The organism is Brachybacterium halotolerans subsp. kimchii (assembly GCF_020792675.1).
Classification (GTDB): Bacteria; Actinomycetota; Actinomycetes; order Actinomycetales; family Dermabacteraceae; genus Brachybacterium; species Brachybacterium halotolerans.
Genome location: NZ_CP086254.1, coordinates 2,828,722 through 2,854,286, shown reverse-complemented (window position 1 = coordinate 2,854,286; position 25,565 = coordinate 2,828,722). Strand labels below are relative to the sequence as shown.

Below are 25,565 nucleotides of genomic sequence, written 5' to 3'. Positions count from 1 at the left end.
GGGGGATCGCATGCTGCTGAACGAGCTGGCCCGCGCGAGCGGCACGAGCACGGCGAGCATCAAGTACTACCGGCGACAGCGGTTGCTCCCTCCCGGGCGACGGCTCACCACGACGCGCTTCGACTACGGCCGCGAGCACCTCGAGCGCCTCGCGCTGATCCGCGCGCTGCGCGAGCTCGCCCATGCCCCCATCGAGGACATTCGGGCGCTCACCACCGTGATCGACGAGGGCCGACCTCTCGTGAAGGCCCTCGAGATCGCGCAGGCGATCGCGACGGGTCTGCCCGCCCGTCTGCACGAGGAGCCGCCGCCGGAGGACGAGGATCCGCGCGTGGCGGCCCTGATCGGGGCGATGGGCTGGGCCGACGTCGGCAGCGGTCCCCGCGTCGCCCTCGACCGGCTGCTCGGGGCGATGGGCGCCGAGGACGTCGCCGCGGACCTGCCCACCCTGCTGCGCTACGCCCGCCCGCTCGAGGAGATCGCGCGGGAGGACCTCGCGGGGATCCGCAGCGAGCCGCAGAGCGCGCGGGGCGCGTCGTCCGGTCCGTCGGCCAGCGCCTCGAGCGGCCCGAGCGGCCCGAGCACCGATGCGATCGTCCGCCATGCGCTCATCGGCTCCCTCGCCTTCACCCAGCTGGCGGTCGTGCTGCGGGCGCTCGCCCACGCCGCGGTGACCCTCGAGGCCGGGGCCGACGAGGGGCAGACTGGTCCCCATGGCGCCCACCCCTGATCCCACGTCCACCCTCCTGCAGTACCTGCGCGAAGCACGGGAGTCCCTGCTCTGGAAGCTCGACGGCCTGAGCGAGCGGGACCTGCGCCTGCCCCGCACCCCCACCGGCACCAACCTGCTGGGGCTGGTCAAGCACGTCGCGAACGTCGAGGCGGGCTACTTCTCCCTGGTCTCCCCCGAGCCGTACCCCCACCCGGAGGACCTGTTGCCACTGGCCGCGGAGGAGACCGACCCGCTGGTCGACATGTACGCCGCGGCCGACGAGAGCGCGCAGCTCGTGGTCGCCCGCTACCGGCGCGTGCAGACCTTCGTCGACGAGGTCGTCGAGGCCCTGCCGCTCGAGACCACGGCCGAGGTCCCCTGGTGGCCGCGCAGCCGCCGCACGATCTCCCTGCACCGGATCCTCGTGCACGTCACCGCAGAGGTCTCCCGGCACGCGGGCCACGCGGACATCCTGCGCGAGAGCATCGACGGCGCCGCCGGGCTGCGCCGCGACAACTCGAACCTGCCCGCCGACGAGGACTGGCCCGACTACAGGGCGCGGCTGGAGGCCATCGCCGATCGCTTCTGAGCATCCCGCCGCTGCGCACCCGGCCGCTCCGCGAGCGCCCGCTCGTAGGCGGAGCAGAGGCGATCCAGAGCCGCCTCGAGCACGGGCGTCGGGGTGGCGATGACGAGCCGGGCGAAGCCCTCGCCCTCGGGGCCGAAGACGGCGCCCTCGTCGCAGTAGAGCATCGCCTCGCACGCGTGCAGGCGGGTCAGCTCCTCGTGCGGGAGTCCGAGGGCGCGCAGGTCGATCCACTGCAGGTACGTTCCCTCGAGGTCGCACACGCGCACCGCGGGCAGGCGCTCGGCGAAGATCTCGCGGACCCGGCGGTGGTTGCGGGCGACCAGCTCGTTCACCGCGTCCAGCCACGGCTCGGCACGCGTGTACGCGGCCTCGCAGGCGACGGCCCCCAGCACGTTGGGGTTGTCGAAGCCGAGGTCGTCGCGGGCCTCGGTGAGCCGTGCGCGCAGCCCCGGGTCGGGGATGATCGCGTTCGCGATGCCGAGCCCGGCGAGGTTGAAGGACTTGCTGGGCGAGGTGAGGACGAGGGTCCGCTCGGCCAGCCGCGGGTCGATCGTCGGCGCGACCAGGTGCTCGTGGCCCTCCTGCACGAGGTCGGCGTGGATCTCGTCGCTGACCAGCAGCAGGTCGTTCTCCAGGACGATCCGGGCGATCTCCTCGAGCTCCCACCGCTCCCACACGCGGCCGGTCGGATTGTGCGGGCTGCACAGCAGCAGCATCGTCGTCGAGGGATCCTTCGCGAGCTGCTCGAGCTCGTCGAGGTCGAGGCGGAAGCGGCCCGCGCTCTCGACCAGAGGATTGCGCACGATGCGCCGCCCGCTCGAGGTGATCGACCGGTACATCGGGTAGTAGGCGGGGGTCTGCACGATGATGCCGTCACCGGGTGCGGTGAGCTCACGGATGGCCCAGGTGAACGCGGGGATCACGCCCGGCGTCACGCGGATCCAGTCGGGGTCGACGTCCCAGCCGTGGCGTCGGCGCATCCAGCCGGTGACGGCGCCCAGGTAGCGGTCGGTGGGGACGGTGTAGCCGAGGACGAGGCCGCGCGCGAGGGCGCCCTGGAGGGCGTCGATGATCTCGGGCGCATTGGCGAGGTCCAGGTCGGCGACGGAGAAGGGCGCGATGGGGGCGCCCGCCGTGTCGCGACATCGCTCGAGATCGACGTCGGCCGTGCGCGCCGCCTCGCCCATCGCCGTCCACTTCGAGGAGCCCATGGACGTGCGGTCGACGAGGGTGTCGAGGTCGTACGCGGTCATGGCTCCTCCTGGTGCGTGGTGCGGGCGGGTGTGCGGATGGTGCGGATGGTGGGGATGGTCAGGCGGCGGCGACCACGGTGACCTCGATGAGCGCGCCCTTGGGCAGCGCGGCGACGGCGTAGGCCATGCGCGAGGGGTACGGCTCGGTGAAGAAGGTCCCGTACTCCTCGTTGACGGCGGCGAAGTCGTCGATGGAGTCAAGCAGCACGGTGACCTGCAGGGCCTTCTCGAGCCCGGAGCCGGCGGCCTCGAGGATCGCGCCGGCGTTGGTGAGCGCGCGACGGGTCTGCTCGCGGATGCCGCCCTCGACGATCGCGCCGGTGGCGGGGTCCAGCGGGATCTGCCCGGAGACGAAGATCGTGTCGCCGTGGCGGACGGCCTGGGAGTAGGGGCCGATGGCGGAGGGAGCCTGGTCGGTGCTGATGGCCTGGGTCATGGGTGCTCTCCTGTGTGCGTGGTGGGACGGCGGAACGGTGGGCTGGTTCAGTGCCGCAGGTCGATGCCGAAGACGCGGCGGATCTGGGCGACGGCGTGACGGGTGAAGCGGGCGTCGGACGGGGTGCTCGCGAAGGGCACGAAGAGGCCCGGATGGTCGGGGTGGGCGACGCGCCCGTGGCCGGCGCCTGGGGTGACGACGAACCCTGCCTTCTCCATGCGCGTGAGCAGCTCGCGGCGGGTGGTGGGGTGGCGGGTGCCGCGGCCTCCGCGGGCCGACCTCCCGGAGGCCTCGATCGCGGCGTCGAGCGCGTCCTCGTACTCCTCGGGGCGCACGGAGAGTGCGTAGCGGGCGGTGAACAGGCCGATCACGGCGTTCTCGGCGCGGTGCACCTGGACCACGAGGCCGCCGCGCAGGAAGTGGTCGCTGGTGCCGGCGTCGGCGCTCCACGACTCCTCCGGGTCGGCCACGGCGAGCACGATGGTCTCGGTGGGGACGTCAATGACGCCGACGGTGCGGATCGCGCCCTCGTCGATCGTGAGCGGGCGCAGGTTCGGGCGCGGGTCCTCGGGGACGAGGGAGTGGACGGCCTCGGCGGGAGGCGCCTGCGCGGGGCGCGGGAGCTCCACGGTGCGGGCGCGGCGGTGCGCGGGGAGGCGGTCGCCGGCCGACGGGCCCCGCGGCGTCGGCGCACTGCTCCCCGGGCGTTGCTGCTGTCGTCCATCCCGATGCTCGCCCTGGTCCTCGCCCTGGTCTGGGGCGCGGCGGCCGGTGGCGGTCCAGTCGACGGGTCGCACGCGCGCAGCGGGCGCGGGGCGTCCCCGCAGCGCGGCCGGCGAGGGCGCGGCGGGACGCGGGGTCCGGGGCTCCTGCGTGTTCATCGCGCCTCCCTCCGCCTCGGGCGTGCTGCTCGCGGGTGCTGTTCGTGCATGTCGCCTCCGGCGACCGCGCCAGTCTCTCGCATGGTCGGCCCGGACGCCCCTCATGTGTCCTCGTGAGTCGGGCACGGCTCCGGTAGCGTGGGCTCGGCCGTCGACCCCGTCCGGCCCATCGGCCCCGCCCGCCCCGTCGGCCCGGTCCGTCCCGTCGGCACCGTCACCGCTTCGAAGGAGACCGCAGTGCAGCGCTTCCCCCATCGCCTCGCCGCCGCCCGTCGTCCCGTGTCCGTCGCGTGCGCGCTCGGCGCGGTGCTGGTGCTCGCCGCGGGCTGCGGCGGCGGTGACGGCGCGGACTCCGGCGCCGCGCAGACCGGCACCACGCAGTCCGACGGCGGCGGCTCGGCCGCGGCCTCCGGCGCGGGAGCATCCGACGGCAGCTCTGCGTCCGACGGAGGGTCGGACGGTTCGGGCGGCTCGAGCGGGGACTCCTCGACGTCGGCCGAACCGATCGCCGTGACGCCGCCGGAGCAGAAGCCCGAGCTGACCGACGCGTGCACCGGCGAGGGGGCGTTCCTGGTCAAGGGCGAGAAGCCCAACGACCCGGCGCTGCCGAAGCGCGACGACCTCACGCTGAAGGTCTCGCTCGAGGACGTCACGGACGACGACGGCGCGGACCTCGTCGCGGACATCGACGGCACGCAGAGGCCGATCGAGACCGCGCACGTGGGCGACACGATCTCCGTGGACCAGTGGACGCTGTCGGTGACGAGCGTGTGCAAGGACTCCGTCGAGTTCGACCTCATCGACTGAGTGCACGGCACCCACCGAAGGCCCCGACGACCTGCGATGATCCTCGTCCCATGACGGCGCTCCGACCCTTCGACCTCGCGGCGATCGGCGCCGGCCTGCCCGTCGCCGCCGCACGCGAGGAGCTCGCCGAGGCCGCACGGTCCGGTGCGCTCGTGGTCACGGCGCCTCCCGGCACCGGCAAGACCACGTTCGTGCCGCCGCTCGTGGCGGGCCTCGTGCCCGGTCGCACCCTGGTCACCCAGCCGCGGCGCGTGGCCGTGCGCGCCGCGGCCCGACGCATCGCGCAGCTCGACGGCTCGCGCCTCGGCGAGCGCGTGGGCCTTACCGTGCGCGGCGAGAGGCACGTCGGCCCGCAGACCCGACTCGAGGTGCTCACCCCGGGCGTCCTGCTGCGCCGACTGCTCGCGGACCCCGAGCTCGAGGGCGTGGACGCGGTGATCCTCGACGAGGTGCACGAGCGCTCGCTCGACGGCGACCTGCTGCTGGGCATGCTCGCCGAGGTGCGGGCGCTGCGGGAGGACCTCACGGTGGTCGCGATGTCGGCGACGCTCGACTCCGCGCAGGTCGCGGACCTGCTGGGCGGGGCGCGCGTGGTCGACGTCCCTGCTCCCCTGCACCCGCTGCGCATCGCGCACGAGCCCGGCGCCGCCCCGCGGCTCGACGCCCGCGGCGTGACCCGGGAGTTCCTGGACCATCTCGCGCGCATCACCGTCGAGCACCGGGCCGAGGAGGACTGCGACGCCCTCGTGTTCGTGCCCGGTGCCCGGGAGGTCGACGAGCTGGTGCGCAGGATCCGCTCGCGCGCCCCCGACCTCGAGGTGCTTCCCCTGCACGGCCGTCTGCCCGCGCGCGAGCAGGACCGGGCCACGCGCGGGCGCGCACCAGGAGGGACTGGAGAGGTCGGGTCCCACGCCGCGTCCCCCGGTCGCGTCGTCGTCTCCACCGCTCTCGCGGAGAGCTCCCTGACGGTGCCCGGCGTGCGCCTCGTCGTCGATGCGGGACTGTCCCGGGAGGTCCGTCGGGACCGGGCACGGGACATGACGGGGCTGGTCACGGTGAGCGCGTCACGGGCGAGCGCCGATCAGCGGGCGGGCCGCGCGGCCCGTCAGGGACCGGGACTGGCGGTGCGCGCCTATTCTCCGACGGACGACGTGCGCTTGCCCGCGATCTCCCCGCCGGAGATCGCTTCGGCGGACCTCACGGACGCCGCCCTGCTGGTCGCGGCGTGGGGGTCGCCGTGGGCGGCACCCGGTGACTCCGAGGAGGTCACGGGCGCGGGCGCCGGCGCGGCCGGGGAGCCCGCACTGCTCCCTGGTCTGCCGCTGCTCACTCCCCCGCCTGCGGCCTCCGCGACTCGGGCCGTCGAGGTGCTCGCGGGACTGGGGCTCGTCGACACCGATGGCCGGGCGAGCGCGCTGGGCAGGCGGGTCGCCCGTCTGCCCGTCGGCGTGCGGGAGGCGCGCGCCCTGCTCGAGGGCTCCGAGCGCCTGGCCGCACCCGAGGCGGTCGCGGAGGTGATCGCCGCGATCTCGGACGACCACCGTGCGCCCGATGCGGACCTGCCGCGCCTGCTGCGGGAGCTGCGCACGGGCCGTGCCCCCGGAGCGGACCGCTGGCGGCGCGAGGTCTCCCGCCTGCGCCGGATCGCCGAGGACACGAGGGCGAGGAACGGCACTGCCCCGTCGCCCACCGGATCCTCGACCTCTGGCGGCTCGCACCCTCCCCACGATCTCCCGGGCCAGGTCCTCGCGCTCGCGCGGCCCGAGCGGATCGCCCGCCTCACCGCGACCGGAGCGCGCACCTACCTGCTGGTCGGCGGCACGCGCGCCGCGCTTCCCGAGGGCTCCGGCCTCACCGGCAGCACCTGGCTCGCCATCGCAGAGGTGCAGCGGGCCGACGGGCGCGCGGCGGACGGCACGGGCGCCGTCATCCGCACCGCCGCCCCGCTCGAGGAGGACTCGGCGCTCGACCTCGCCGGCCCGCTGCTGCGCGCGACGCGTCGGGCGCGTCTCGAGGGCGGGAAGGTCTCGGTGCGCGAGGAGCGCGCACTGGGCGCGATCGTGCTGCGCGCGACCCCGGTGGCCGCCACGGCGGACGACGTCGGCCCCGCCCGCGCCGCCCACCTCCGGGAGCACGGCCTCGCAGCTCTGAGCTGGAGCGATTCCGCACGGACCCTTCGCTCGCGGCTCGCCCTGATCCATCGGGAGCTCGGGGACCCCTGGCCCGCGATGGACGACGCCTCCCTGCTCGCGTCCCTCGAGGCCTGGCTGCTGCCGGACCTGCTGCAGCTGCGCCCGGATGCCCCTCTCTCGCGCCTGGACCTCACCGCCGCGCTGCGGCGCCTGCTGCCCTGGCCGGAGGCCGCGCGACTGGACCAGCTCGCGCCCGAGCGGCTCGCCGTGCCGTCGGGGTCGACCGCGCGGATCGACTATCCCGACGCGTCGGCCGCGGGAGGATCATCGGATTCGACGGCGGCGGACGGATCGGGCAGGCCCGTCGTCGCGGTGAAGCTCCAGGAGCTCTTCGGTCTCGCGGAGACACCGCGCCTGGTCGACGGGCGGGTGCCCGTGCTCTTCCACCTGCTCTCCCCCGCGCGCAGGCCGCTCGCCGTCACCGACGACCTGCGCTCCTTCTGGGACGGTCCCTTCCAGGACGTCCGCAAGGAGATGCGCGGGCGCTACCCCAAGCATCCCTGGCCCGAGGACCCGTGGACCGCTCCCGCCACGGCCCGGACCGCACGGCGCCCGGAGGGGAGGGGCTAGAACGGCTCCCCGGCCGCGTAGATGTCCGCGAGGGCATCGATCTCGATGGTCTCGCCGGTGCGCAGGGTGATCCGCGGGATCTGGCCCAGGGAGAGGGCGAGCGGGAGCGGCACGTCGACGTCGTTCCCCTGGCCGTCGTCCGTCCGCCCGCGACCGTGGCAGACGCCGCAGCCGAGGAGTCCGACGGCGAGCGCGCGACGCGCGTCGAAGGCGAGGCGCGCGCGGATGTCCTCCTCCCCGCCGGGGCCGCCCTCGGCGCGGCAGGGCCGCAGCTCGTCGACCCCGGTCAGGGGACACATGCCGGGCCACCGGCTCGCGCGTGTGGGCAGGCCCTGCAGGTGCGGGACCCGCGGATCCGTGCCGGTAGGGAGCACGTCGAGGACGCCGTCGTGCACGTGCACGATCGCGACCTGCCCGGTCTCGCGGGCCGCGCAGCGCGCGATCTCCACGAGGTCCACGTCCTCGCCGGCCCGTGCGCTCCCGAGGACGTCGGCCTCCCGCATGATCGCCACCGCCGGTTCGAACCAGCTGCGATCCGACGCGATCAGCGCACCGGAGCCCGTCACCACTCCCGGGCCCCAGACGGCCTGCAGCACCTGCTGCGAGCGCAGCCATTTGCGATCGTCCCGCCGCACCGGTTCGGGCAGCGCATCCTCGGCCCCCTCGGGCGGTCCCGCCGGATCGACCGGGTCGAGCGCCGACGGGAGATCGGAGGGATCCGCAGGATCCAGCGGCTCCGGGCCCTCCGGCGGGGGCGCATCGATCGCGAGGATGGATCCGTCCTCGAGCTCCTCCACGGTGGGGACGACGGGCGCGGACGTCGGGATCACAGGACCCAGTGCCGGGATCAGCACGACCTCGCCGGGGAGCGCGAGCTCGTCGCGTGCGCGCTCGTTCGCGACCACCCGGCTCACCTCGGCGCCGCTCCCCGTCGAGACGGGCGGATGCTGCGCCTGATCGGGCCCCGCGCACCCGTCGTCGAAGGGCACCGGCGGCACGTCAGCCTGCGGACCCAGGGTCTCCGGGGCGGCGGTGCGAGGATCCGCGGTCACGGACACGCGGCCCACGCCGGCGATCTCGAACGAGAGCCGCTGCGTGCGCCAGGTCTGCGCGACATCGGTGACGAACCCGGGTTGGGCGTCCGTCGTGCTGCCTCCCTGCATCATGGTCCTTCCGCTCCGACCGGGAGGTCCCCCGACCTCCCGTCGTGAACCTAGCAAGCTCGCGCCCGTACCGGGCACGGAGGGATCGCATCCGCACGACGGAGCCGTACACTTCACAGCGTGCAGTGCCACCACTTCGATGCCGGCACCTGCCGCTCCTGCACCCTGATCCCCCTCCCTCACGACGAGCAGATCGCGCGTGCCCAGGCCCGGTATCAGGAGCTGCTGGCCCCCTTCGCCGCCGACCCGTCCGCTCCCGGCGCGGTCTGGCTGCCGCACGTGCGCAGCGCCGACTCCGGCTTCCGGGCGACCGCGAAGATGGTCGCGACCGGCACTGCCGCAGATCCGGTGCTGGGCCTGCTCTCCGCCCCCGGGCGCGCGCCGGGAGGCCCGGGCGTCGACCTCGTGGACTGCCCGCTGTACCCGGAGGGCGTGCAGGAGCTGCTCGAGGACGTGCGCGCCCTGGTGCGACGCGCCCAGATCCCTCCCTACGACGTGTCCCGGCGCCGCGGCGAGCTCAAGAACGTGCTGGTCACCGTCTCGCCTGACGGCGAGTTCATGCTGCGGCTCGTGCTGCGCAGCGAGAAGCCGCTGCCGAGGATCCGCGAGCATCTCCCCCGGCTGCTCGAGGCCCAGTCGCAGCTGCGCGTGATCAGCGCGAACATCCATCCCGAGCACAAGGCGGTCCTCGACGGGCCGACCGAGATCCACCTCGCCGGCGACGCCGCCCTGCGGATGCGCATGGCGGGGCCGACCGACGCGCGGACGGACGGGGCCGCGAACCCCGCCGGGCCAGGTCGCGCGATCACGCTGCAGGTGCGTCCGCGCTCCTTCGTGCAGACCAACTCCTCTGTCGCCGCGCAGCTCTATGCGCAGGTGGGAGCATGGATCGCCGAGATCGACCCCGCGAGCGTGTGGGACCTGTACTGCGGCGTCGGGGGCTTCGCCCTCCACTGCGCGCACGACGCCGACGCTCCGGGGGCGCGCGAGGTGATCGGTGTGGAGATCTCCCCCGAGGCGATCGACTCCGCCCGGGCGGCCGCCGCCGAGGCGCATCTCAGCGCGACCTTCCACGCGGACGACGCGACGGCGTGGGCGGTCCGCGAGGCGGAGGCGTCGGGACCGCCGCAGGCCGTGATCGTGAATCCTCCGCGCCGCGGCATCGGTGAGCGCCTCGCCGGCTTCCTCGAGCACTCGGGCGTCCGCGACGTCGTCTACTCCAGCTGCAACCCCCGCACCCTGGCGACGGACCTCGCGGCCATGCCCTCCTACCGGATCGCCGCCGCGCGGCTGGTGGACATGTTCCCCCACACCGAGCACGACGAGGTGCTCGTGCGGCTGCGCCGGAACGCCTGAGCGCGAGTCGTCCGGCACCTCGGAGAGCGGGTGCACGAGCTCGGCGCCGCGTGGAACAGTGGGCGGTGAGCACATCACCGCCACGCCCGTCGAGGAGGTCGAGCGCCATGGATGCAGCATCCGCATCGCGACCGGAGGATCCGCAGGACCCGGGAGCCCCGGCGGAGGGGTCCAGCCCCCGCACCGTCGCCGGGGTCGAGGCCTCGCCGCCGCCGCAGGACGGCCCGCTCCCCCTGCTCGCCGCGCTCTTCGCCGAGCAGATGGCGCGCCAGCGCATCGCCGACGACGGCGGGGCCCACCACGGCGCCATGCCCGACGTCCTCCTGGACCCCGCCCATGTGGAGGGTCCGCTGCTGTCCGAGCTCGATCGCATGTCGATCGAGATCCCGCGCGTGGAGGCGTGGGGGACGTTCCACGGCATCGAGGAGATCGACGGCGGCTTCGCCGTCCTGCTCGACGACGACCGGGTCGAGATCCCCGCCGACATGCGCCTGCACGTCACCGAGCGCGCCTATCGCCAGGCGGGCGGCGCCGATGTCCGCCAGTACCCGCCCGAGGAGATCGAGCGCCGGCGCACCGAGGCGGACCCCGCGGCCGTCCTCTTCGAGGCGAGGGACGACGAGGCTCCTGCCCCGTAGGATCGCGGGGTGAGCATCCCCGACGACTCCCCTGCTCCTGACCTCACCGCGCGCATCCACGTGCTGTCGCTGGGCGGCACGATCTTCATGACCGCGGCGGACGGCGCGGGCGCCGCACCGGGTGCGGGCGGCGCGGACGTCGTCGCCGCCGGCCTTCCCGCGGGCGTCCAGGTCACGCACGAGGAGGTCGCGAACATCGGGTCGCCGTCGGTGCGGCCCGGTCACCTGGGTGCCGTGCTCGAGCGGGCCCGGACCGCGGTCGACGCGGGCGCGCGCGGGGTGGTCCTCACGCACGGCACCGACACCCTCGAGGAATCCGCCTTCGTGCTCGACGCGCTCTGGGACCGCGACGCCCCGCTCGTGCTCACCGGTGCGATGCGTCCGTCGGACGCACCGGGGGCCGACGGGCCCGCGAACGTGCGCGATGCGATCCGCGCGGCCGCCGCGCCCGCGCTGCGCGGGCTCGGCGCGCTCGCGGTCTTCGACGGCGCGGCCCACCTGGGCGCCCGCGTGCGCAAGCTGTCCTCGCGCTCCGTGAGCGCCTTCGGCTCCGTTCCCGCTGGCGCCCTCGCGGTCATCGACGAGGGCACGCGGCTGCTGCAGCGGCCCGCAGCGCGCGCGACGCACGCCGTCGATCGCCCGCTCGTGCGCCTGCTCGCAGGGGCGTCGGCGGGAACGTCGGCAGATCCCTCGGCCGGACCCTCGGCCGATCCGACCGCCGCCGGCCGTCCCGAGCTCCCGGACCCGCTGCCCCGCGTCCCGGTGATCTCCCTGGGCATCGGCGACGAGGGCGAGATCCTCGACGACCTGCCCCTCGGCTCGATCGCCGGCCTCGTGGTGGACGGCGCCGGCATGGGGCATGTGCCCGCGGGGGCGATGCCGAGGCTGCGGCGCCTCGTCGCCGAGGGCGTTCCGGTGGTCGTCGCGACCCGGATCCCCGATGGCGGCACCTCGACCCACCACTACTCCTACCCGGGCAGCGAGGTCGATCTGCTCGCGAGCGGCTGCCTCATGGCGGGCGTGCTCCCGGCCCACAAGGCGCGTCTGCTGCTGCAGCTCGCGCTCGCCCGAGGACTCTCCGCAGCGGGCATCGGCGAGGCGTTCGCGCTGTTCGCCTCCTGACACCGCCGCGCCCGGGGCGTCCACGCGGCGTCGCCGACCCGCGGGGCCGCATCCCGGCCGTGTCTCGTCCGCCGTTCCCCGGCTCACCCCGCCCTGACGCTCGTCGTGCGAGGGTGGGAGACTGGCCCCATACGCCACACCTGGGTGGGCCATTCGATGCGGTATCGGCCCGACGCCGCCCCGCCCGGGACGCGATCTGGAGGAGGCACCCCATGGCACTGCCCGCCGACCCGGCACCGGAGCTGCAGGAGTACGCGCATCCCGAGAAGCTCGTGACCGCCGCGTGGCTCGCCGATCACCTCGGCGAGGACGGCCTGGTGGTCGTGGAGTCCGACGAGGACGTCCTGCTGTACGACACCGGGCACATCCCCGGCGCCGTGAAGATCGACTGGCACCTGGATCTCAATGACCCGGTGACCCGCGACTACGTGGACGGCGAGGGCTTCGCCGCACTCATGAGCCGCGCCGGCATCACGTCGGACACGACCGTCGTCGTCTACGGCGACAAGTCGAACTGGTGGGCCGCCTACGCCCTGTGGGTCTTCGAGCTCTTCGGCCACGCCGACGTGCGCCTGCTCGACGGCGGCCGCGCCCTCTGGCAGTCCGAGGGCCGTGAGCTGACCCGCGAGGTCCCGCAGCCCGCGGCGACGGAGTACCCGGTGCTCGAGCGCCATGACGAGGCCTCCCGTGCCTTCCGCGACGACGTGCTCGCCTTCCTGGGCGGGCAGCTCGTGGACGTGCGCTCCCCGCAGGAGTACACGGGCGAGCGCCTGCACATGCCCGACTTCCCACAGGAGGGCGCCGTGCGCGGCGGCCACATCCCCGGCGCGAGCTCCGTGCCGTGGGCGAAGGCCGCGCGCGAGGACGGCCGCTTCAGGCCGCGCGCCGAGCTCGAGTCCGTCTACCTGCAGGAGCAGGGCCTGGATCCCGCCGCGCCCGTCATCGCCTACTGCCGCATCGGCGAGCGCTCGAGCCACTCGTGGTTCGCGCTGAAGTACCTGCTGGGCTTCGCCGACGTGAAGAACTACGACGGCTCGTGGACCGAGTGGGGCAACAGCGTGCGCGTCCCGATCGCCACCGGCTCCGAGCCGGGCGAGGTGCCCGCCCGATGACGGCCCCCTCCGGCGACGCGACCGCATCTGACGGCCCCGCCGACCAGGGGACGAGCGCGCCCCTCCCGGAGGCGTTCGCGGAGATCGTCGACGACTTCCACGCGGTCTCCGGCAATGATCGCGTGCAGATGCTGCTCGAGTTCGCCGACGACCTCCCCGAGCTGCCCGAGCGCTACCGCGACCACCCCGAGCTGCTCGAGCCGGTGCCCGAGTGCCAGTCGCCCATCTTCGTCATCACGGAGGTCGACGGCCAGGGCGAGGACGCCCCGGCGCGCCTGTTCTTCTCGGCCCCGCCCGAGGCGCCGACCACGCGCGGCTTCGCGGGCATCCTCGCCGCGGGCCTCGAGGGGCTCACCGTCGGACAGATCCGGGCGGTCCCGGCCGACGTCACCGAGAACCTGGGGCTCGCCGAGGTGGTGAGCCCGCTGCGCCTGCGGGGCATGGCCGGGATGCTGGGGCGCATCAAGCGCCAGCTCGGCGAGAAAGCCGGTCTGCAGTAGTCGTCACCCGTCGTCCCCGAGCGGCGGATGTCGTGATCCGTCCGCTCTTGTCCGGACACAGCGAGCGGCCCGCACCGACCGAAGTCGGCGCGGGCCGCTGCACATCGACACCTCGGACCCCCACCCGAGGCGTCTGGTACCAGGCCGTGCCTGTACGACTGGGAACTATAGGTTTCCGGACGGGCGATCCACCAGTGGCGCAGACCACTGAGAGGGTGATGTCGCAGGTCACCTCGCCTTCATAACTTTTGAGTCCGGATCGCACGGCGACCGGCGGGGCGTGTCGTACCCCCTCGTCGGCGTGCTCGTCCGCGTTCCTCCTGGTCGTCCCGGCCTGTCGCGACGGCCGTCGGCGCCGCTCCCGGTCCAGCCCGCGACGACCCGGCACCCGTCGGCCGCGACCCTGCCAGACTCGCACCATGTCCGATCACCTCTCCCCCGCCCGCCGATCCGCGCCGGAGCCCGCTGGAGCGCCCCGGCCCGAGCCTTCGTCCGCGTCCGCGTCCGCGCCTGCACCCGCGCCCGTGTCCGCACCTGCGCCCGAGGGCCCGTGGTCGCGCGCGGTGAGCGCCGCCGGTCTCCTGCGCGACGGGGAGGTGCGGCCGACGATCTTCGCGCACATGTCGGCCCTCGCCGCGGCCCACGGCGCGATGAACCTGGGCCAGGGCTTCCCCGACACCGATCCTCCGGAGGTCGTCGCCGAGTCCGCGGTGGCGGCGATCCGCGAGGGGGCGAACCAGTACCCGCCGGGCGCCGGGGTGCCCGCCCTGCGCGAGGCGATCGCCGCGCACCAGGAGCGCTTCTACGGTCTGCGCTGGGACGCGACGAGCGAGGTGCTCGTGACGGCGGGAGCGACCGAGGCCCTCGCCGCGTCGCTCCTCGCGCTCGTGCGGCCGGGCGACGAGGTGCTCACGCTCGCCCCGTTCTACGACGCCTACGCGGCGGTGATCGCCCTGGCGGGCGGCGTGCACCGGACCGTGCCGATCCGCCGCGAGAGCGTCGCGGACGACGGAGGCGACATGGCCGACGGGCAGGACGGGGCCGACGGCGCGCGGGCACGCCTGCGCGTGGACCCCGACGAGCTGCGGGCGGCGATCACCGACCGCACCCGCGTGGTGCTCGTGAACTCCCCGCACAATCCCACGGGGATGGTGCTGGACGCCCGGACGCTGCAGGTCATCGTCGATGCCGCCGCGGAGCACGACGCGTTCGTGCTCACCGACGAGGTCTACGAGCATCTCGTCTTCGAGGGCGAGCACGTGCCCGTCGCGTCCCTGCCCGGCGCCCGGGAGCGCACGATCTCCGTGGGCTCGGCCGGCAAGACGCTCTCCGTGACGGGCTGGAAGATCGGCTGGGTGACGGCGCCGGCGCCGATCCTCGAGGCGGTCACCGGCGTCAAGCAGTGGCTCACGTACGCCTCGGGCACGCCCTTCCAGGGAGCGGTCGCGAGGGGCCTCGCCATGGCCGACGAGGACTTCGCGGCGATCGCCGAGGACCTGCGCGAGCGACGGGACCTGCTGGTCACGGCGCTCGATCGGATCGGGCTGCCCCTCGTCGTCGCGGAGTCCGGCTACTTCGTGCTCGCCGATCTCGCGCCGCTGGGAGCGCACGACGCCGCCGAGCTCTGCGACCGTCTGCCCGAGGAGGCCGGGGTGGCCGCGATCCCCGTCAGCGCCTTTCTGCCCGAGGGCGAGGCCGGGCAGTGGCGCAGCTGGGCGCGGCTCGCGTTCTGCAAGGACCGCGCGACGCTCGAGGAGGCCGGACGGCGCCTGGCCGCATGGGCCGAGGGCGTCCGCGCGGGCTGATCGGGCACCGCGCGGGCCGCGCCGCGTCCCGCCGTCACTTCCCGGCGACGAATGCCGGGTCGGTGTCGAAGTCGACGAGTCCGGACACCTTGAAGGTGCCGTCGCCCTTGTCGGAGTCCGGGACCAGGAACGGCATGTCGTAGGTGACCGAGGCGCCGTCGTAGATCTGCTCGGCGTCGAGGTAGTCGTGCTCGGTCGTGGCGTACGTGTACTCGTACCCCTTGCCGTCCGCGCTCACGTAGGAGACGGTGGCGTCGAAGTTCGCCGCCGCGCTCCCGTCGCCGTGATACGTGATCGTCACCGGGACCAGGATGTACTTCTGTCCGCTCGGCGCCTTGTCGTTGTACTGGTCGGCCTTCGCGATGGCCTCGTCGGCATCGAAGTTCGCCTTCCCGAGCTTCACGTCGAGCTCGCCGCCGTCGACCGCCTCCACGGTGACCGTGCTGCCCGCGGGCAGGGGGTCGCTGCGGGTGCCGCGCGCGGAGGAGGAGCCGCCGGCGTCGCCGGATGCGGTCGCGTCCTCACTGGGCTCGTCGGATGCGGTGGGCTCGTCGGATGCGGTGGTCTCCTCGGGCTCGGTCGTCTGCTCCTGCGTGGCGGGGCCCGACGTCGGCTCCGGATCATCGCCGCCCGCCAGGGCGAACACCACGATGATCGCGATCACGGCGAGAAGCGCGAGGACCGCGCAGCCACCGCAGCCGATGAACCACCACTTCTTCGACCCGCCGCCGCTGACCTGCTGCTGGATGCTCGAGAAGCCGTCGCCGCCGTACGCGGGCGCGCTCGAGGCGCCCGTGGTCGCGCCGTAGGGGTTCGCGGAGGCCGACGACCCGGGGCTCGTGGGCGGCGCGGGATACCCGCCGCCCGCCGTGCCGTAGTCGGGATTCGCCGAGCCGTAGCCGCCGTATCCCGAGCTCTGGGCGCCGTAGCCGGCGCCTGGGTCGCCATAGCCCGTGTCCGGGTCGCCGTAGTTCGTGCCCTGGTCGCCGTAGTTCGTGCCCTGGTCGCCGTAGCCGGAGCCCGCTGAGCCGTACCCGGATCCCGCGTTCGAGGAGTCGTAGCCGGTGTTCTGGGCGCCGTAGCCGGTGTTCGCCGAGCCGTACGCGCCGTCGGCCGAGCCGAAGTCCTGGCCGAAGCCCTGCTGCTGCCCGTCGGGCGGGCCCGTGGCGCCGTCGCCCTGGCCGTCGCCCTGCGGGGCCGAGCCCCATCCGTCCTGACCGGGATTCTGCGGTGGTTGCGTCATCGTGTCGCGCGGCGCCGAACGGCCCCGCCCCTCCTCTCAGCACCTGTGCCGACGAGGTCCACGGCACTCTGAGAGGCTATTGTGCCCCAGCGCACACCGGCGCCGCGACCGGATGCGCCACCCGGCGCCGCCCTCTGCGGAGCGGCGCCGAGCATCAACGGATCGCGGTGACCGCCCGCGGCCCGAAACGGGCACCGGCGATCGGGGTCCGTCAGCGGGTGAAGCGGTCCCCGTGGAAGGGCGCGCCGACGACCTCGCGGCTCACGCCGGTCTGGTCGAGGTACGGGGTGAGCCCGCCGCGGTGGCGCGGGTAGCCCGCGCCGAGGATCATCGCCAGGTCGATCTGCTCGGCGCGCTCGACGACGCCCTCGTCGAGCATCAGCCCGGTTTCCTCGGCGAGCCCGCGCAGCACGCGATCCAGGAGCGCTTCGCCGACGGCGGCCGACCCGCCCTCCAAGGTCCCGCCGGAGAAGGCGGCCCGCAGCGCGTCGGAGACCTGCGGATGGACCTGCGAGCGGTCGCGCACCGTGCCCGCCTCGCCGGAGTCGAGCAGGCGCGTGAGGCCCGTGGAGACCGGGAAGCGCTCGGTGCCCAGCTGCTCGCCGAGGACCTTGCCCACGTGGTCGGCGACGCCGATGCCCACGAGGTCGAGCAGCTCGAAGGGCCGCATCGGCAGGCCGAAGGGGTCCAGGGAGGCGTCGACGGCGGCGAGGTCGGCACCCTGATCGGCCGAGCGCAGCACCTCGCTGAGCACGCGGAACAGCAGACGGTTCACGATGAACCCGGGCGCGTCCGCGCTCTCGACGGCGAACTTGCCGCAGCGCCGCACGACCTCGTGACCGGTCGCGAGGACCGCGGGATCGGTGCGCTCGGTGCGCACCACCTCGACGAGCGGCATCTTCGCGACGGGGTTGAAGAAGTGCAGGCCGACGACCCGCTCGGGGTGGGCGAGGTCCTCGCTCATGGCGGCCACCGACAGCGAGGAGGTGTTCGTGACCAGCAGGGCCGACGGGTCGAGGACGCCTTCGAGCTCCCCCAGCACGCTCTTCTTGATCGCGAGGACCTCGGGGACCGCCTCGAGCACGAGATCGCAGTCGGCGAGGTCGGCGACGTCGGCCGTGGCGTTCAGCAGCTCGGAGACGGAGCGGGCGGACTGCTCGTCGAGCTTCCCGCGGGAGGCGGCCTGGGCGATCACGTCGCGGGCGTGCGCGAGGCCCTTCCGGGCGATGTCCTCGTCGAGGTCGCGCAGGGTGACGGGCACCTGCAGGCCGAGGGCGAGCTGCGCGGCGATCTGGGAGGCCATGAGGCCCGCTCCGGCCACGCCCACGCGGCGGATCTCGCGGGCGCCCTCGACCGGGCGGCGTCCGGGCTTGCCGCGGCGCAGCAGCTCGGCCGCGTACAGCGAGCCGGCGGCGGCATCGGAGTCGGCGAGGCCCACGATGGCCTGGTGCTCCGCGGCCAGGGACTGCTCGAGGCTCGATCCGGGCAGGGCCTCGAGGATACCGAGCGTGCGCTTCAGCGAGGGAGCGCCCGCGGCCTCCATGCGCTCGGCCCATGCGCGACGGGTCTCGGCGGGGCTGTGCGGGGCGTCCAGCGCGTCGAGCAGCGTCCGGGCGCGATCGGATCCCGCGGCGGGGATCGGATCGGGGCGAGCCGACGGGTCGATGCCGCCGTCGGCGATGCGGCCGGCGAGGTGGTCGAGGGCCGCGTCGAGGTCCTCGACCAGTGCCTCGACGATGCCGAGCTCGTGGGCCGCGGAGGCGCTGAGCTGCTTGTCGCGGGCGGGGTCCTCGAGGATCACGCGGACGGCGTCGGCAGGGTCGATGACGGACTGCAGGAGGGTGGTGCCGCCCCATCCGGGCAGGATCCCGAGGCTCGTCTCGGGCAGGCCGATGCCGCGGACCGTGGGGCCGGCGGTGCGGATGTCGGCCATGAGCGCGACCTCGAGGCCGCCGCCGAGGGCCGCGCCGTTGAGGTGGGCGAGCACCGGGACCGCGGCGCCGCGCATGCGGACCTGCAGGTCGTGCGCGCGATGGGTCATGGGGTCGACGGCCTCGCGTCCGGCGGGATCGGCGAACATCGAGAGGTCGGCGCCGGCGAGGAAGACCCTGCCCGTGCCGGTGAGCGCGATCGCCTGGATCTCGCCGGCCTCGGCCCGGGCGAGCGCCTCCGTGAGCGCCGAGTCGACGTTCTCGAGCGACTGCGGCCCGAGCGTCGCGGGCCGGGACTCGCCCTCCGGCGGGGCGAAGGTGAGGACGGCGATCGTGCCGATCCCCTCGTGCTCGCGGTCCTCGACGAGGACGCGGGTGACGTGCTCGGTGTACGCGGGGACGCTGCCGGAGTGCGCGGTGGTGGGGGCCATGGCCAGCCTTTCGGGGGTCTTCTCGTCGTCGAGGCGCCGTACGTCATCGAGGCGCTGATTCCTGATACCGACGGTTTCAGGTACAGCATGCCGCAGGCGGGCCGGGAGTGTCCAACGACGCGGAGAGCGACGACGGGGAGCGCCGCATGTGCGGCGCTCGCCGCGGGGCGCCCCGTGTGCAACGCTCCCCGTCGGACCGACGGCCGGATGCTCAGGCCCGGACGGCGACCTCCAGGTCTCCGCGGAGCGAGAACGACCCCGCGCTGATCGTGACGTCGCCGGTCACGGTCGTGGCCTCGGCATCGGCCGGCGCGGTGACGCGCAGCCGGACGGCGCGGCTGCGGCCCGGGGGCAGGGCCGGCACATGCACGCTCTCGGCGCTCCAGCCCTCGGGCAGCTCCGCCGTGACGCGGGAGGCGGGCAGTGTGCGCTTCTCGTCGTTGCGCAGGGTCACGGCGACCTCGACGTCGCCGCCCGCAGCGACCTCCGCAGAGGTGTCGGGGACGTGCAGGCGGAAGGGGCTCAACCAGTCGCGGTCGAAGCGGCCGAAGACGATGGTGTTGGCACCCTCTCCCTCGAAGAGCACGCCGAAGGTGCCGCCCTCGAGCGCTGTGAGCTGGGAGTACGCGTGGTCGCCCGTCTGGTAGGTCCTCTTCACCGGCCAGGTCTCGCCGTCGTCGTAGGAATAGCGCACGGTGCCGTTGACGCGCGCGGTCGCGCTGTCCGAGTTCGAGAACAGCAGCTCCTTCGCCGTGTCCGACCCTGCCCGCGCCCCCGGATCCATGGCGATGATCGAGGCGTTGTTCCGCGGATCGGTGAGCGTCGCGTCGAGGACGGGCTCGGACCAGGTCTCCCCGCCGTCACGGGAGAGGGCGACGTAGCGCGCGGTGTCCCCGCTGTGGACGCGCGAGTTCAGCATCAGCGTGCCGTCGCTGAGCTCGACGACCTTGTTCTCGTCCATGTTCACGCCCGTCGGCTCGCCCATCCGCCAGGTCTCGCCGTGATCGTCCGAGAACACGGAGTAGGCGCGGAACGACTCGTCGCGCCACTGCCCGATGTACTGCTGGACGAGGCGGCCGCGATGCTTCCCGCGGGTGATCTGGATGCCGGCGCCGCTGGTCGCGAACATGCCGCGCACGTCGTCGGGCTTGGTGATCTCGGTCAGGCGCCGTGACGTCCAGGTGCGGCCGTCGTCGTCCGAGACCGAGACGGTCGAGCTCAGGACCATGCGATCGGCGTCGTCGTTCCCGAAGCCGCTCTCGAAGAAGCCGGCGTCCTTGGAGAAGACATGGAAGTTGAACAGGGTGCCGGTGATGCGGTCGTAGACGTAGCTGGGGTCGGAGAACCCGATCTTGTCCTCGCCGTCGTGCCCCTGCTCGATGACGGTCTGCTCCTCCCAGGTGCGGCCGCCGTCACGGGAGCGGCGCTGGAGGATCGAGTTGGGGCCGGGGGCATCGATGCCGGTGGGGCGGCCGTCGTATGCGGCGAGGACGTCGCCGTTCTCGAGCTGCACGAGCGCGGTGATCCGGTAGTTCGGGAACACGCCGTCGCCGCCGATCGCGAGGGCCTCCGTGAGGAACCGGCCGCCGGTGCTGCCGCCGTGGCCATGCCCGTGGCCGCTGCCGTGCCCATGTCCATGTCCATGTCCATGTCCATGTCCATGGCCGTGGCCGTGGCCGTGGCCGGTGGGCGCTGCGTGCGCGGCCGCGGGGACAGCGAGCAGAGAGGTGAGGGCGCCGGCGCCCGCGCCGAGAACGGTGCGGCGATGAGGTCCGGCAGTGCGAGGAGAAGACGTCACGGGAGCTCCTTCGTTCCTGTCCGTCGGCGGCGCGGGCAGTCGCCTCGCAGGGACCCGCCGAGGGACGTCTGATGTCTGACCTTAGGGGAGCTCGGTGATCACCACAAGGAGGAGCGACCCTCCGGCACCGCAGGAGCTCGCCAGCGCATCCGCGCGTACTCTGGGAAGAAGACCTCGCGCAGGAGGTGCGCCATGTCTTCCGGCTACAGCCCCGTCGTCCCCCATCCGCGTCCCGTGCCCTGGGGATGGACCCTGGCGGAGGCGCTGCTGGGTGCCGGCGCTGCGGCGACCATGCTCGGTCTGTTCCCCCTGGGGCTGCTCGCGCGGACCATCATGTGCGGCGCGCTGGTGATCGCGATCGTGCTCATCGACGGCTTCACGCGGATGCTTTGCGCAGGATCCGGACTGGAGCGATCGATGCGTCAGCTCGTGGTCGGCGGTCTCACCCTGTTGATCATCGTGCTGGCCGTGACGGCGATGCCGCTGACGGTCCCGTCGCCCGCCCGGTGGGCGCTCGTCGCCGCGACCGCCGTCGGCCTGTTCGTCGAGCTGCGCTGGGACAAGCGCGTGCAGGTGGAGCGGGCGCAAGCGATCGCTGCACAGCAGGAGTGAGCGACGCCGAGGCCCAGGGGCGCCTCAGGCCGGCTGCGGGGACGAGGGGTCCGGCTCGCCACGGAACTCGTGGCGGCAGATCACGGTCGTGCACTGGGCGTGATGCACCACGGCATGCGCCGTCGAACCGAAGAGGCGGCCGTGGCGTCCCTGGTAGCCGAGCACGAGCATGCCGGACTCGGCCGAGGCCTGCAGGAGCCCGTCGGGGACGCTGCTCCCCTCCTCGACCTGTGAGCTGACCGCCAGATCAGGGGCCGACGCGTGGGCGCGGGCGGTCGCCTCGTCGAGGATCCGCTCGGCGCGGTCGCCCTCGACGACATGTCCGTCGACCGTGCCGCGCACGTGCAGCAGGGTCAGGCCCTCGCCGAGGGCGCGCGCGAGGCGGACGCCGGCGTCGACCGCTTCGAGGCTCGCCTCGGAGCCGTCGACCCCGACCAGGACGGGGCCGTGCGGCGCCTCGGCCTCGCGCACCACGATCACGGGACAGCCGGCGTGGGTGATCAGCCCCAGGCTCACCGAGCCGAGCAGCATCCCGAGGAATCCGCCGAGACCGCGGTTGCCGACGACCATCAGCAGGGCGGTCCGCGACGCCGTCTCGAGGACCGCTCGCGGATTGCCGGTGATCAGCTCCGTGCGCACCTCCACGCCGGGCGCTGTCTCCTCGGCGATGCCCGCGGCCTCCTTCAGCAGCTGCTCGGCGACGTTGCGGTGGCCGGATCCGGAGACGCCCTTGACGGGCCCCAGATCCTTGGTGACCAGCGGGAAGATCCAGGCGTGGATGATGGCGAGCGGCTTCCTCCCCGACTTCGCCAGCCGCGCCGCCCAGCGCAGGGCCATGGCCGACTGATCGGAGCCGTCGTACCCGACGATGATGGTGTCGCTGAAGTCCATGACGTCCCTCCTGAGGGTCCGATCCGCGATCCCGGTCGGCGGTGATCCGGGCGTGCCACGAGCCTAGCGGCGCAGATGCGGAGGCGGGCGGGCGCGGACGTCCGGCCGGCCCCGTCCGCGCCCTCCGCTCGATCAGCCGATCCGCGCCCGCCGCACGATCCGCGCCCGCCGCATGCGTTCTCCCTTCGTCACACCCGCGCTCCGGGCCTGTCCCCTCCCCGCCTCGCGGATCTACCGTGAAGAACCGTCCCCCACCTGCTCCAGGAGAACGCCCCGCCGATGGTCACGCTCGCCGACACCGCCTCCCCCGCCACGGACGACTCCGTGCTGGACTCCCCCGCCTGGTCCGCGCTCACGGGCGCGCACTCGCACTTCGCGATCGGGAACGATCTGGTGCTGCGCTACCCGCACGACGTCTCGCCGTTCGTCGGCGTGAAGGACTGGGAGGACCCGGGCGTGTGGGACGCGATCCTCGACGTGTTCGGGCACGACGCGGTCGTCAGCGTCTCCCACGCGGATCCGACGCTGCCCGAGGGGTGGAGCTGGGCGCACCGCATCGACGGCGTGCAGCTCACCCAGACGCCCGCACTGCAGACCCGCCCAGATGAGGAGGCGGTGGTGCTCGGCGCCGACGACGCACCGGAGATGCTCGCCCTCGTCGAGCGCAATCAGCCCGGCCCGTTCCTGCCTCGCACCCATGAGCTGGGGCGCTACGTGGGGATCCGGCGCGAGGGGCGCCTGGTGGCCATGGCCGGGGAGCGCCTGCACCCCGACGGCTGGACCGAGATCAGCGCCGTGGCCGTGGACGCCGACCAGCGCCGGCAGGGCCTGGCCTCGCGCCTCGTGCTCGACGTCGCCCACGCCATCCAGCAGCGCGGCGACCGCGCCCTGCTGCACACGGGCGCCGAGAACACCGGTGCGATCGCCGCCTACGAGAAGCTCGGCTTCGCCCTGCGCCGCACCCTGATCTTCGGAGCCGTGCGCACGCCCTGAGTCGGCCCTGTGGGGTGCGCACCGGGCAGGGGCCCGGCTTCTCAGAGATCGAGAGGGCCTCGACCACGGACCGAACCGCAGTGGGGATCGGGAGCTCGATCACGGACGACCCATGTCCACTCGGCTGACGCGACTCGCCGGGCCGGAACCCCCTGAGGTCGTCGGACTTCTGACCAGCACCTCACCGAAGCCCGTTCACCCGGTCAGCGGGCGCCAAGAGAAATCCGAGGCAGCGTTAAAAACAGTCACGAGAATATCCCGATGACCCGAATGCGACGTTGGCCCTACACGTTCGCCGTGGCGCTCTCTCTGCTCATCGGAGCAGCCGCCGTGGTCTCGTCCCTCTACCTCGGTCTCCCTCTGCGGGACCCCGACGGCTTTCTCGGACCCTCTTATGTCCGCCTGCCTCTGCTGGCTCTCGCGTTCATCGGCGGCGGGCTCATCGTGGACGCGGTGAGACGAAGCGGGGTGCGGCACCTCCCCGCCGCAATCGTCGACGTCGCCAAGAAGGATTGGAACGTCCACCGTCTGCTGTGCATCGGCACGGGACTGCTGAGCTTCTATGTCTGCTATGTCGCCTACCGCAACCTCAAGAGCATGCTTCCGGTGTACCGTCGCGGCACTCTCTTCGACCGGCAGCTGCTCCACATCGACTCCTCGCTCACCGAGGGCCACAACCCGGCAGTGATGCTGCACCATCTGCTCGGGACCGACATCGCTGCGAGCTTCCTCTCCCTCGCCTACCTGGCCTATCTTCCGCTCGTCCCGATCAGCCTCGGTGCGTTCCTCGTGCTCAGTCGTACGCCTTCCATCGGCGCCTGGTACGCCACGACCCTGTGTCTCAATTGGGTTCTCGGCACCGTCAGCTATTACATCCTGCCGTCGGTCGGCCCGGCGTTCAGCGATCCCGAGGCCTACCGGACACTGCCCGACACCGGAGTCAGCCAGCTCCAGGACTCGCTCATCGCCACGCGCCTCGACTTTCTCAGCAACCCGGTCGGCAGCGACTCCATCCAGGGTGTCGCCGCGTTCGCGTCGCTCCACGTCTCCGTCACCTTCGCCGCAGCGCTGTTCATGAGGCGCACGAATCAGAGGGCAGCCCTCCGAGTGACCGCCTGGACCTTCTTCGGCGTGACGACGGTCGCCACCATCTACTTCGGCTGGCACTACATCCTCGACGACATCTCGGGCATGGGCATCGGCTGGGCCTCGGTGACGCTGGCCGCATGGGCCACCGGCCAACATCGGGCACGACAACGCCCGGTCGGCCTCCCCGCCGACGCCGACCTCGGCGCCAGCGGCCCTGATCCCGCTGGCTCACGGCCAGGCCTCGTCACCGTGCACCCGGGCTTGTCCGCGGAACAGCTCCGTCATCGACCCGCTCCCCGAGCCTCCTTGCACAGCCTCCGGGAAAGAAGCATCGGTGCCTAGGAGCAAGAATCTCCGCGGCGCTCACGGGTGCTTCGAGAACCGCTGGGGCGCGGGTCCGGTGAATGGCCGGCGTCTTCGCGATCGATCGTGGCTCGAGTCGACCGGTGCGGTCGACGAGCTCGTCGAGGATGCTGGACTTGTCGGCATAGTCGGTGTCTTCACAGGCGAGGTCGTTCTTCTCCTTGTCGCTTCGCCGTTGCTTCATTGTCAGCTCCATGAAGATCACGCGCACTCGTCCTTGATGCCCGGGAGCCGGGGCCACGCTGGTGGCAGAGGTCCTCTCCCAGGTCACCGCGGATGGTTGCGGCCTCATCCTGCTGGTCGCGAACACGGGTCTGCGCGTGCTCGGTGTGCTCTCGGGCTTCGCGGCACCCTGATCTTCGGGGCCGTGCACACGCCCTGAGCACCCGAACGGTTGCCGCGTCCTCCACGGTTCCGTACGGTCGAGGGGCGGGCCCGGTCCGCCGCGCAGGGCCCGTACGGCAGGGAGCAGGGCGCGGCGATCGAGGGGGAGCACGATGCCGGCGACGCCGACGCCACCGACGACCGAGGACGCCCGGACAGCGCGGACGACGCAGTATTCCGCGGGCGCATCGGTCCGACCGGGCGCGCCGCGCCCCATCCCGCTCGTGCTCACGCTGCTCCAGGCCGTGATGTTCAGCGGCGCGTTGGCGGTGATGATGGCGATCACCACGCTCACCTCCAATACCTGGCCGTGGGCGGCGTACTTCCTGCTGATGTACGGCGCAATGCTGCTCGGATCCCTCGTCCGGCGTCGCTTCCTCGGAGGGCGCGTCGCCCGCAGCGGGAGGCAGACGGTCACGTCCTTCATCGCCGTGGTCCCGCTCCTGGCACTGGTCCTGGTCGCGGAGAGCCAAGGGTTCACCACGTGGGGCGTCCTCGCCATGCTCGGCATGATCGTCGGCATCACCGCGATCCTGCGCTATGACGACGTGACGTCGTTCCGCCGTGCCCGTGAGGGGCATTTCGCGCAGCCCACCGCAACGGGACCGCATGACGTGGACGGACCGACACCCGCGACATCGGGGCACTAGGCACGACCGCAGTTCCGCGTCCCTGCTCTGCCCGCCGCCCGAGG

At 73.3% G+C, this 25,565-nt stretch carries 22 protein-coding genes; 14 read left to right on the top strand and 8 right to left on the bottom strand.

The features are described 5' to 3' along the window. Positions 1-10: 10 nt before the first annotated feature. Both Bra3105_RS12810 and Bra3105_RS12805 read left to right on the top strand, forming a co-directional pair. Positions 11-730, top strand: a complete 720-nt coding sequence (locus Bra3105_RS12810) for a MerR family transcriptional regulator (RefSeq protein ID WP_228357104.1) — start codon at positions 11-13, stop codon at positions 728-730. After that, entirely contained in the window at positions 714-1,301 is a 588-nt protein-coding gene (locus Bra3105_RS12805) for a DinB family protein (protein ID WP_228357103.1), read from the top strand. The genes Bra3105_RS12810 and Bra3105_RS12805 overlap by 17 nt, the downstream gene beginning before the upstream one ends. On the opposite strand, the gene Bra3105_RS12800 is transcribed toward Bra3105_RS12805, so the two are convergent. The 3 genes from Bra3105_RS12800 to Bra3105_RS12790 are packed head-to-tail and all read right to left on the bottom strand — an operon-like array spanning position 1,262 to position 3,871. After that, complete coding sequence (locus Bra3105_RS12800) at positions 1,262-2,554, bottom strand: MalY/PatB family protein (protein WP_228357102.1); 1,293 nt, start codon at positions 2,552-2,554, stop codon at positions 1,262-1,264. The two genes, Bra3105_RS12805 and Bra3105_RS12800, sit on opposite strands and share 40 nt — an antisense overlap. 58 nt (positions 2,555-2,612) lie before the next feature. Then, the gene (locus Bra3105_RS12795) at positions 2,613-2,990 is read right to left on the bottom strand and encodes a RidA family protein (protein ID WP_200502301.1); all 378 of its coding nucleotides are present in this window, start codon (positions 2,988-2,990) and stop codon (positions 2,613-2,615) included. Positions 2,991-3,037: 47 nt separating this feature from the next. Further along, positions 3,038-3,871 (bottom strand): hypothetical protein, encoded by an 834-nt coding sequence (locus Bra3105_RS12790; protein WP_228357101.1) that lies wholly within the window; start codon positions 3,869-3,871, stop codon positions 3,038-3,040. A 237-nt stretch (positions 3,872-4,108) separates the two neighbouring features. Between Bra3105_RS12790 and Bra3105_RS12785 the strand changes: the two genes are divergently transcribed. Next, positions 4,109-4,678, top strand: coding sequence for a hypothetical protein (locus Bra3105_RS12785; RefSeq protein WP_228357100.1), 570 nt, complete (start codon positions 4,109-4,111; stop codon positions 4,676-4,678). 50 nt (positions 4,679-4,728) lie between these two features. Beyond that, positions 4,729-7,440, top strand: coding sequence for an ATP-dependent RNA helicase (locus Bra3105_RS12780; RefSeq protein ID WP_228357099.1), 2,712 nt, complete (start codon positions 4,729-4,731; stop codon positions 7,438-7,440). Here Bra3105_RS12780 and Bra3105_RS12775 read toward each other — a convergent pair. Next, positions 7,437-8,606: a hypothetical protein gene (locus tag Bra3105_RS12775; RefSeq protein ID WP_228357098.1), complete on the bottom strand. Its 1,170-nt coding sequence runs from the start codon at positions 8,604-8,606 to the stop codon at positions 7,437-7,439. The two genes, Bra3105_RS12780 and Bra3105_RS12775, sit on opposite strands and share 4 nt — an antisense overlap. Positions 8,607-8,723: 117 nt before the next feature. On the opposite strand from Bra3105_RS12775, the gene Bra3105_RS12770 reads away from it, so the two are divergent. The 6 genes from Bra3105_RS12770 to Bra3105_RS12745 all read left to right on the top strand — a co-directional run bounded on the left by Bra3105_RS12770 (position 8,724) and on the right by Bra3105_RS12745 (position 15,136). Further along, positions 8,724-9,959 carry a methyltransferase domain-containing protein gene (locus tag Bra3105_RS12770; protein WP_228357097.1) on the top strand — a complete coding sequence of 412 codons (1,236 nt, stop codon included), beginning with the start codon at positions 8,724-8,726 and terminating at the stop codon, positions 9,957-9,959. A 107-nt stretch (positions 9,960-10,066) separates the two neighbouring features. Then, on the top strand, positions 10,067-10,597 hold the full coding sequence (locus Bra3105_RS12765; RefSeq protein ID WP_228357096.1) for a hypothetical protein: 531 nt from the start codon (positions 10,067-10,069) through the stop codon (positions 10,595-10,597). A 9-nt stretch (positions 10,598-10,606) separates the two neighbouring features. Continuing rightward, positions 10,607-11,719: an asparaginase gene (locus Bra3105_RS12760; protein WP_228357095.1), complete on the top strand. Its 1,113-nt coding sequence runs from the start codon at positions 10,607-10,609 to the stop codon at positions 11,717-11,719. Positions 11,720-11,931: 212 nt separating this feature from the next. Continuing rightward, complete coding sequence (locus Bra3105_RS12755) at positions 11,932-12,831, top strand: sulfurtransferase (RefSeq protein ID WP_228357094.1); 900 nt, start codon at positions 11,932-11,934, stop codon at positions 12,829-12,831. Further along, a complete protein-coding gene (locus Bra3105_RS12750; RefSeq protein ID WP_228357093.1) occupies positions 12,828-13,331 on the top strand; it encodes a SufE family protein in 504 nt (167 codons plus the stop codon). Before Bra3105_RS12755 ends, Bra3105_RS12750 begins: the two co-directional genes overlap by 4 nt. A 524-nt stretch (positions 13,332-13,855) precedes the next feature. Then, positions 13,856-15,136, top strand: coding sequence for an aminotransferase class I/II-fold pyridoxal phosphate-dependent enzyme (locus Bra3105_RS12745; protein WP_228357092.1), 1,281 nt, complete (start codon positions 13,856-13,858; stop codon positions 15,134-15,136). Between the two features lie 34 nt (positions 15,137-15,170). Here the strand turns inward: Bra3105_RS12745 and Bra3105_RS12740 are convergent, their stop codons facing one another. The 3 genes from Bra3105_RS12740 to Bra3105_RS12730 form a co-directional block, all read right to left on the bottom strand. Further along, the gene (locus tag Bra3105_RS12740) at positions 15,171-16,379 is read right to left on the bottom strand and encodes a hypothetical protein (RefSeq protein ID WP_228357091.1); all 1,209 of its coding nucleotides are present in this window, start codon (positions 16,377-16,379) and stop codon (positions 15,171-15,173) included. A gap of 211 nt (positions 16,380-16,590) precedes the next feature. Further along, positions 16,591-18,741, bottom strand: coding sequence for a 3-hydroxyacyl-CoA dehydrogenase NAD-binding domain-containing protein (locus tag Bra3105_RS12735; protein ID WP_228357090.1), 2,151 nt, complete (start codon positions 18,739-18,741; stop codon positions 16,591-16,593). Between the two features lie 211 nt (positions 18,742-18,952). After that, positions 18,953-20,539 carry an exo-alpha-sialidase gene (locus Bra3105_RS12730; RefSeq protein ID WP_228357089.1) on the bottom strand — a complete coding sequence of 529 codons (1,587 nt, stop codon included), beginning with the start codon at positions 20,537-20,539 and terminating at the stop codon, positions 18,953-18,955. A 192-nt stretch (positions 20,540-20,731) separates the two neighbouring features. On the opposite strand from Bra3105_RS12730, the gene Bra3105_RS12725 reads away from it, so the two are divergent. Continuing rightward, a complete protein-coding gene (locus tag Bra3105_RS12725) occupies positions 20,732-21,151 on the top strand; it encodes a hypothetical protein (RefSeq protein ID WP_228357088.1) in 420 nt (139 codons plus the stop codon). 24 nt (positions 21,152-21,175) lie between these two features. On the opposite strand, the gene Bra3105_RS12720 is transcribed toward Bra3105_RS12725, so the two are convergent. Next, positions 21,176-22,042 carry a universal stress protein gene (locus Bra3105_RS12720; RefSeq protein ID WP_228357087.1) on the bottom strand — a complete coding sequence of 289 codons (867 nt, stop codon included), beginning with the start codon at positions 22,040-22,042 and terminating at the stop codon, positions 21,176-21,178. 279 nt (positions 22,043-22,321) lie between these two features. Here Bra3105_RS12720 and Bra3105_RS12715 point away from each other — a divergent pair, with 279 nt between their 5' ends. The 3 genes from Bra3105_RS12715 (at position 22,322) to Bra3105_RS12705 (ending at position 25,521) form a co-directional block, all read left to right on the top strand. Continuing rightward, positions 22,322-23,035, top strand: coding sequence for a GNAT family N-acetyltransferase (locus Bra3105_RS12715; protein ID WP_228357086.1), 714 nt, complete (start codon positions 22,322-22,324; stop codon positions 23,033-23,035). 261 nt (positions 23,036-23,296) lie between these two features. Then, positions 23,297-24,466 carry a phosphatase PAP2 family protein gene (locus Bra3105_RS12710; protein WP_228357085.1) on the top strand — a complete coding sequence of 390 codons (1,170 nt, stop codon included), beginning with the start codon at positions 23,297-23,299 and terminating at the stop codon, positions 24,464-24,466. Between the two features lie 518 nt (positions 24,467-24,984). Then, positions 24,985-25,521, top strand: a complete 537-nt coding sequence (locus tag Bra3105_RS12705; protein WP_228357084.1) for a hypothetical protein — start codon at positions 24,985-24,987, stop codon at positions 25,519-25,521. The last annotated feature ends 44 nt before the right edge of the window (positions 25,522-25,565 follow it).

Excerpts from the sequence above, each read along its gene's own strand:
- Bra3105_RS12810 (WP_228357104.1), top strand. The coding sequence starts at position 11 with ATGCTGCTGAACGAGCTGGCCCGCGCGAGCGGCACGAGCACGGCGAGC.
- Bra3105_RS12805 (WP_228357103.1), top strand. The coding sequence starts at position 714 with ATGGCGCCCACCCCTGATCCCACGTCCACCCTCCTGCAGTACCTGCGC.
- Bra3105_RS12800 (WP_228357102.1), bottom strand. The coding sequence starts at position 2,554 with ATGACCGCGTACGACCTCGACACCCTCGTCGACCGCACGTCCATGGGC.
- Bra3105_RS12795 (WP_200502301.1), bottom strand. The coding sequence starts at position 2,990 with ATGACCCAGGCCATCAGCACCGACCAGGCTCCCTCCGCCATCGGCCCC.
- Bra3105_RS12790 (WP_228357101.1), bottom strand. The coding sequence starts at position 3,871 with ATGAACACGCAGGAGCCCCGGACCCCGCGTCCCGCCGCGCCCTCGCCG.
- Bra3105_RS12780 (WP_228357099.1), top strand. The coding sequence starts at position 4,729 with ATGACGGCGCTCCGACCCTTCGACCTCGCGGCGATCGGCGCCGGCCTG.
- Bra3105_RS12775 (WP_228357098.1), bottom strand. The coding sequence starts at position 8,606 with ATGATGCAGGGAGGCAGCACGACGGACGCCCAACCCGGGTTCGTCACC.
- Bra3105_RS12765 (WP_228357096.1), top strand. The coding sequence starts at position 10,067 with ATGGATGCAGCATCCGCATCGCGACCGGAGGATCCGCAGGACCCGGGA.
- Bra3105_RS12755 (WP_228357094.1), top strand. The coding sequence starts at position 11,932 with ATGGCACTGCCCGCCGACCCGGCACCGGAGCTGCAGGAGTACGCGCAT.
- Bra3105_RS12750 (WP_228357093.1), top strand. The coding sequence starts at position 12,828 with ATGACGGCCCCCTCCGGCGACGCGACCGCATCTGACGGCCCCGCCGAC.
- Bra3105_RS12740 (WP_228357091.1), bottom strand. The coding sequence starts at position 16,379 with ATGACGCAACCACCGCAGAATCCCGGTCAGGACGGATGGGGCTCGGCC.
- Bra3105_RS12735 (WP_228357090.1), bottom strand. The coding sequence starts at position 18,741 with ATGGCCCCCACCACCGCGCACTCCGGCAGCGTCCCCGCGTACACCGAG.
- Bra3105_RS12725 (WP_228357088.1), top strand. The coding sequence starts at position 20,732 with ATGTCTTCCGGCTACAGCCCCGTCGTCCCCCATCCGCGTCCCGTGCCC.
- Bra3105_RS12720 (WP_228357087.1), bottom strand. The coding sequence starts at position 22,042 with ATGGACTTCAGCGACACCATCATCGTCGGGTACGACGGCTCCGATCAG.
- Bra3105_RS12715 (WP_228357086.1), top strand. The coding sequence starts at position 22,322 with ATGGTCACGCTCGCCGACACCGCCTCCCCCGCCACGGACGACTCCGTG.
- Bra3105_RS12710 (WP_228357085.1), top strand. The coding sequence starts at position 23,297 with ATGACCCGAATGCGACGTTGGCCCTACACGTTCGCCGTGGCGCTCTCT.
- Bra3105_RS12705 (WP_228357084.1), top strand. The coding sequence starts at position 24,985 with ATGCCGGCGACGCCGACGCCACCGACGACCGAGGACGCCCGGACAGCG.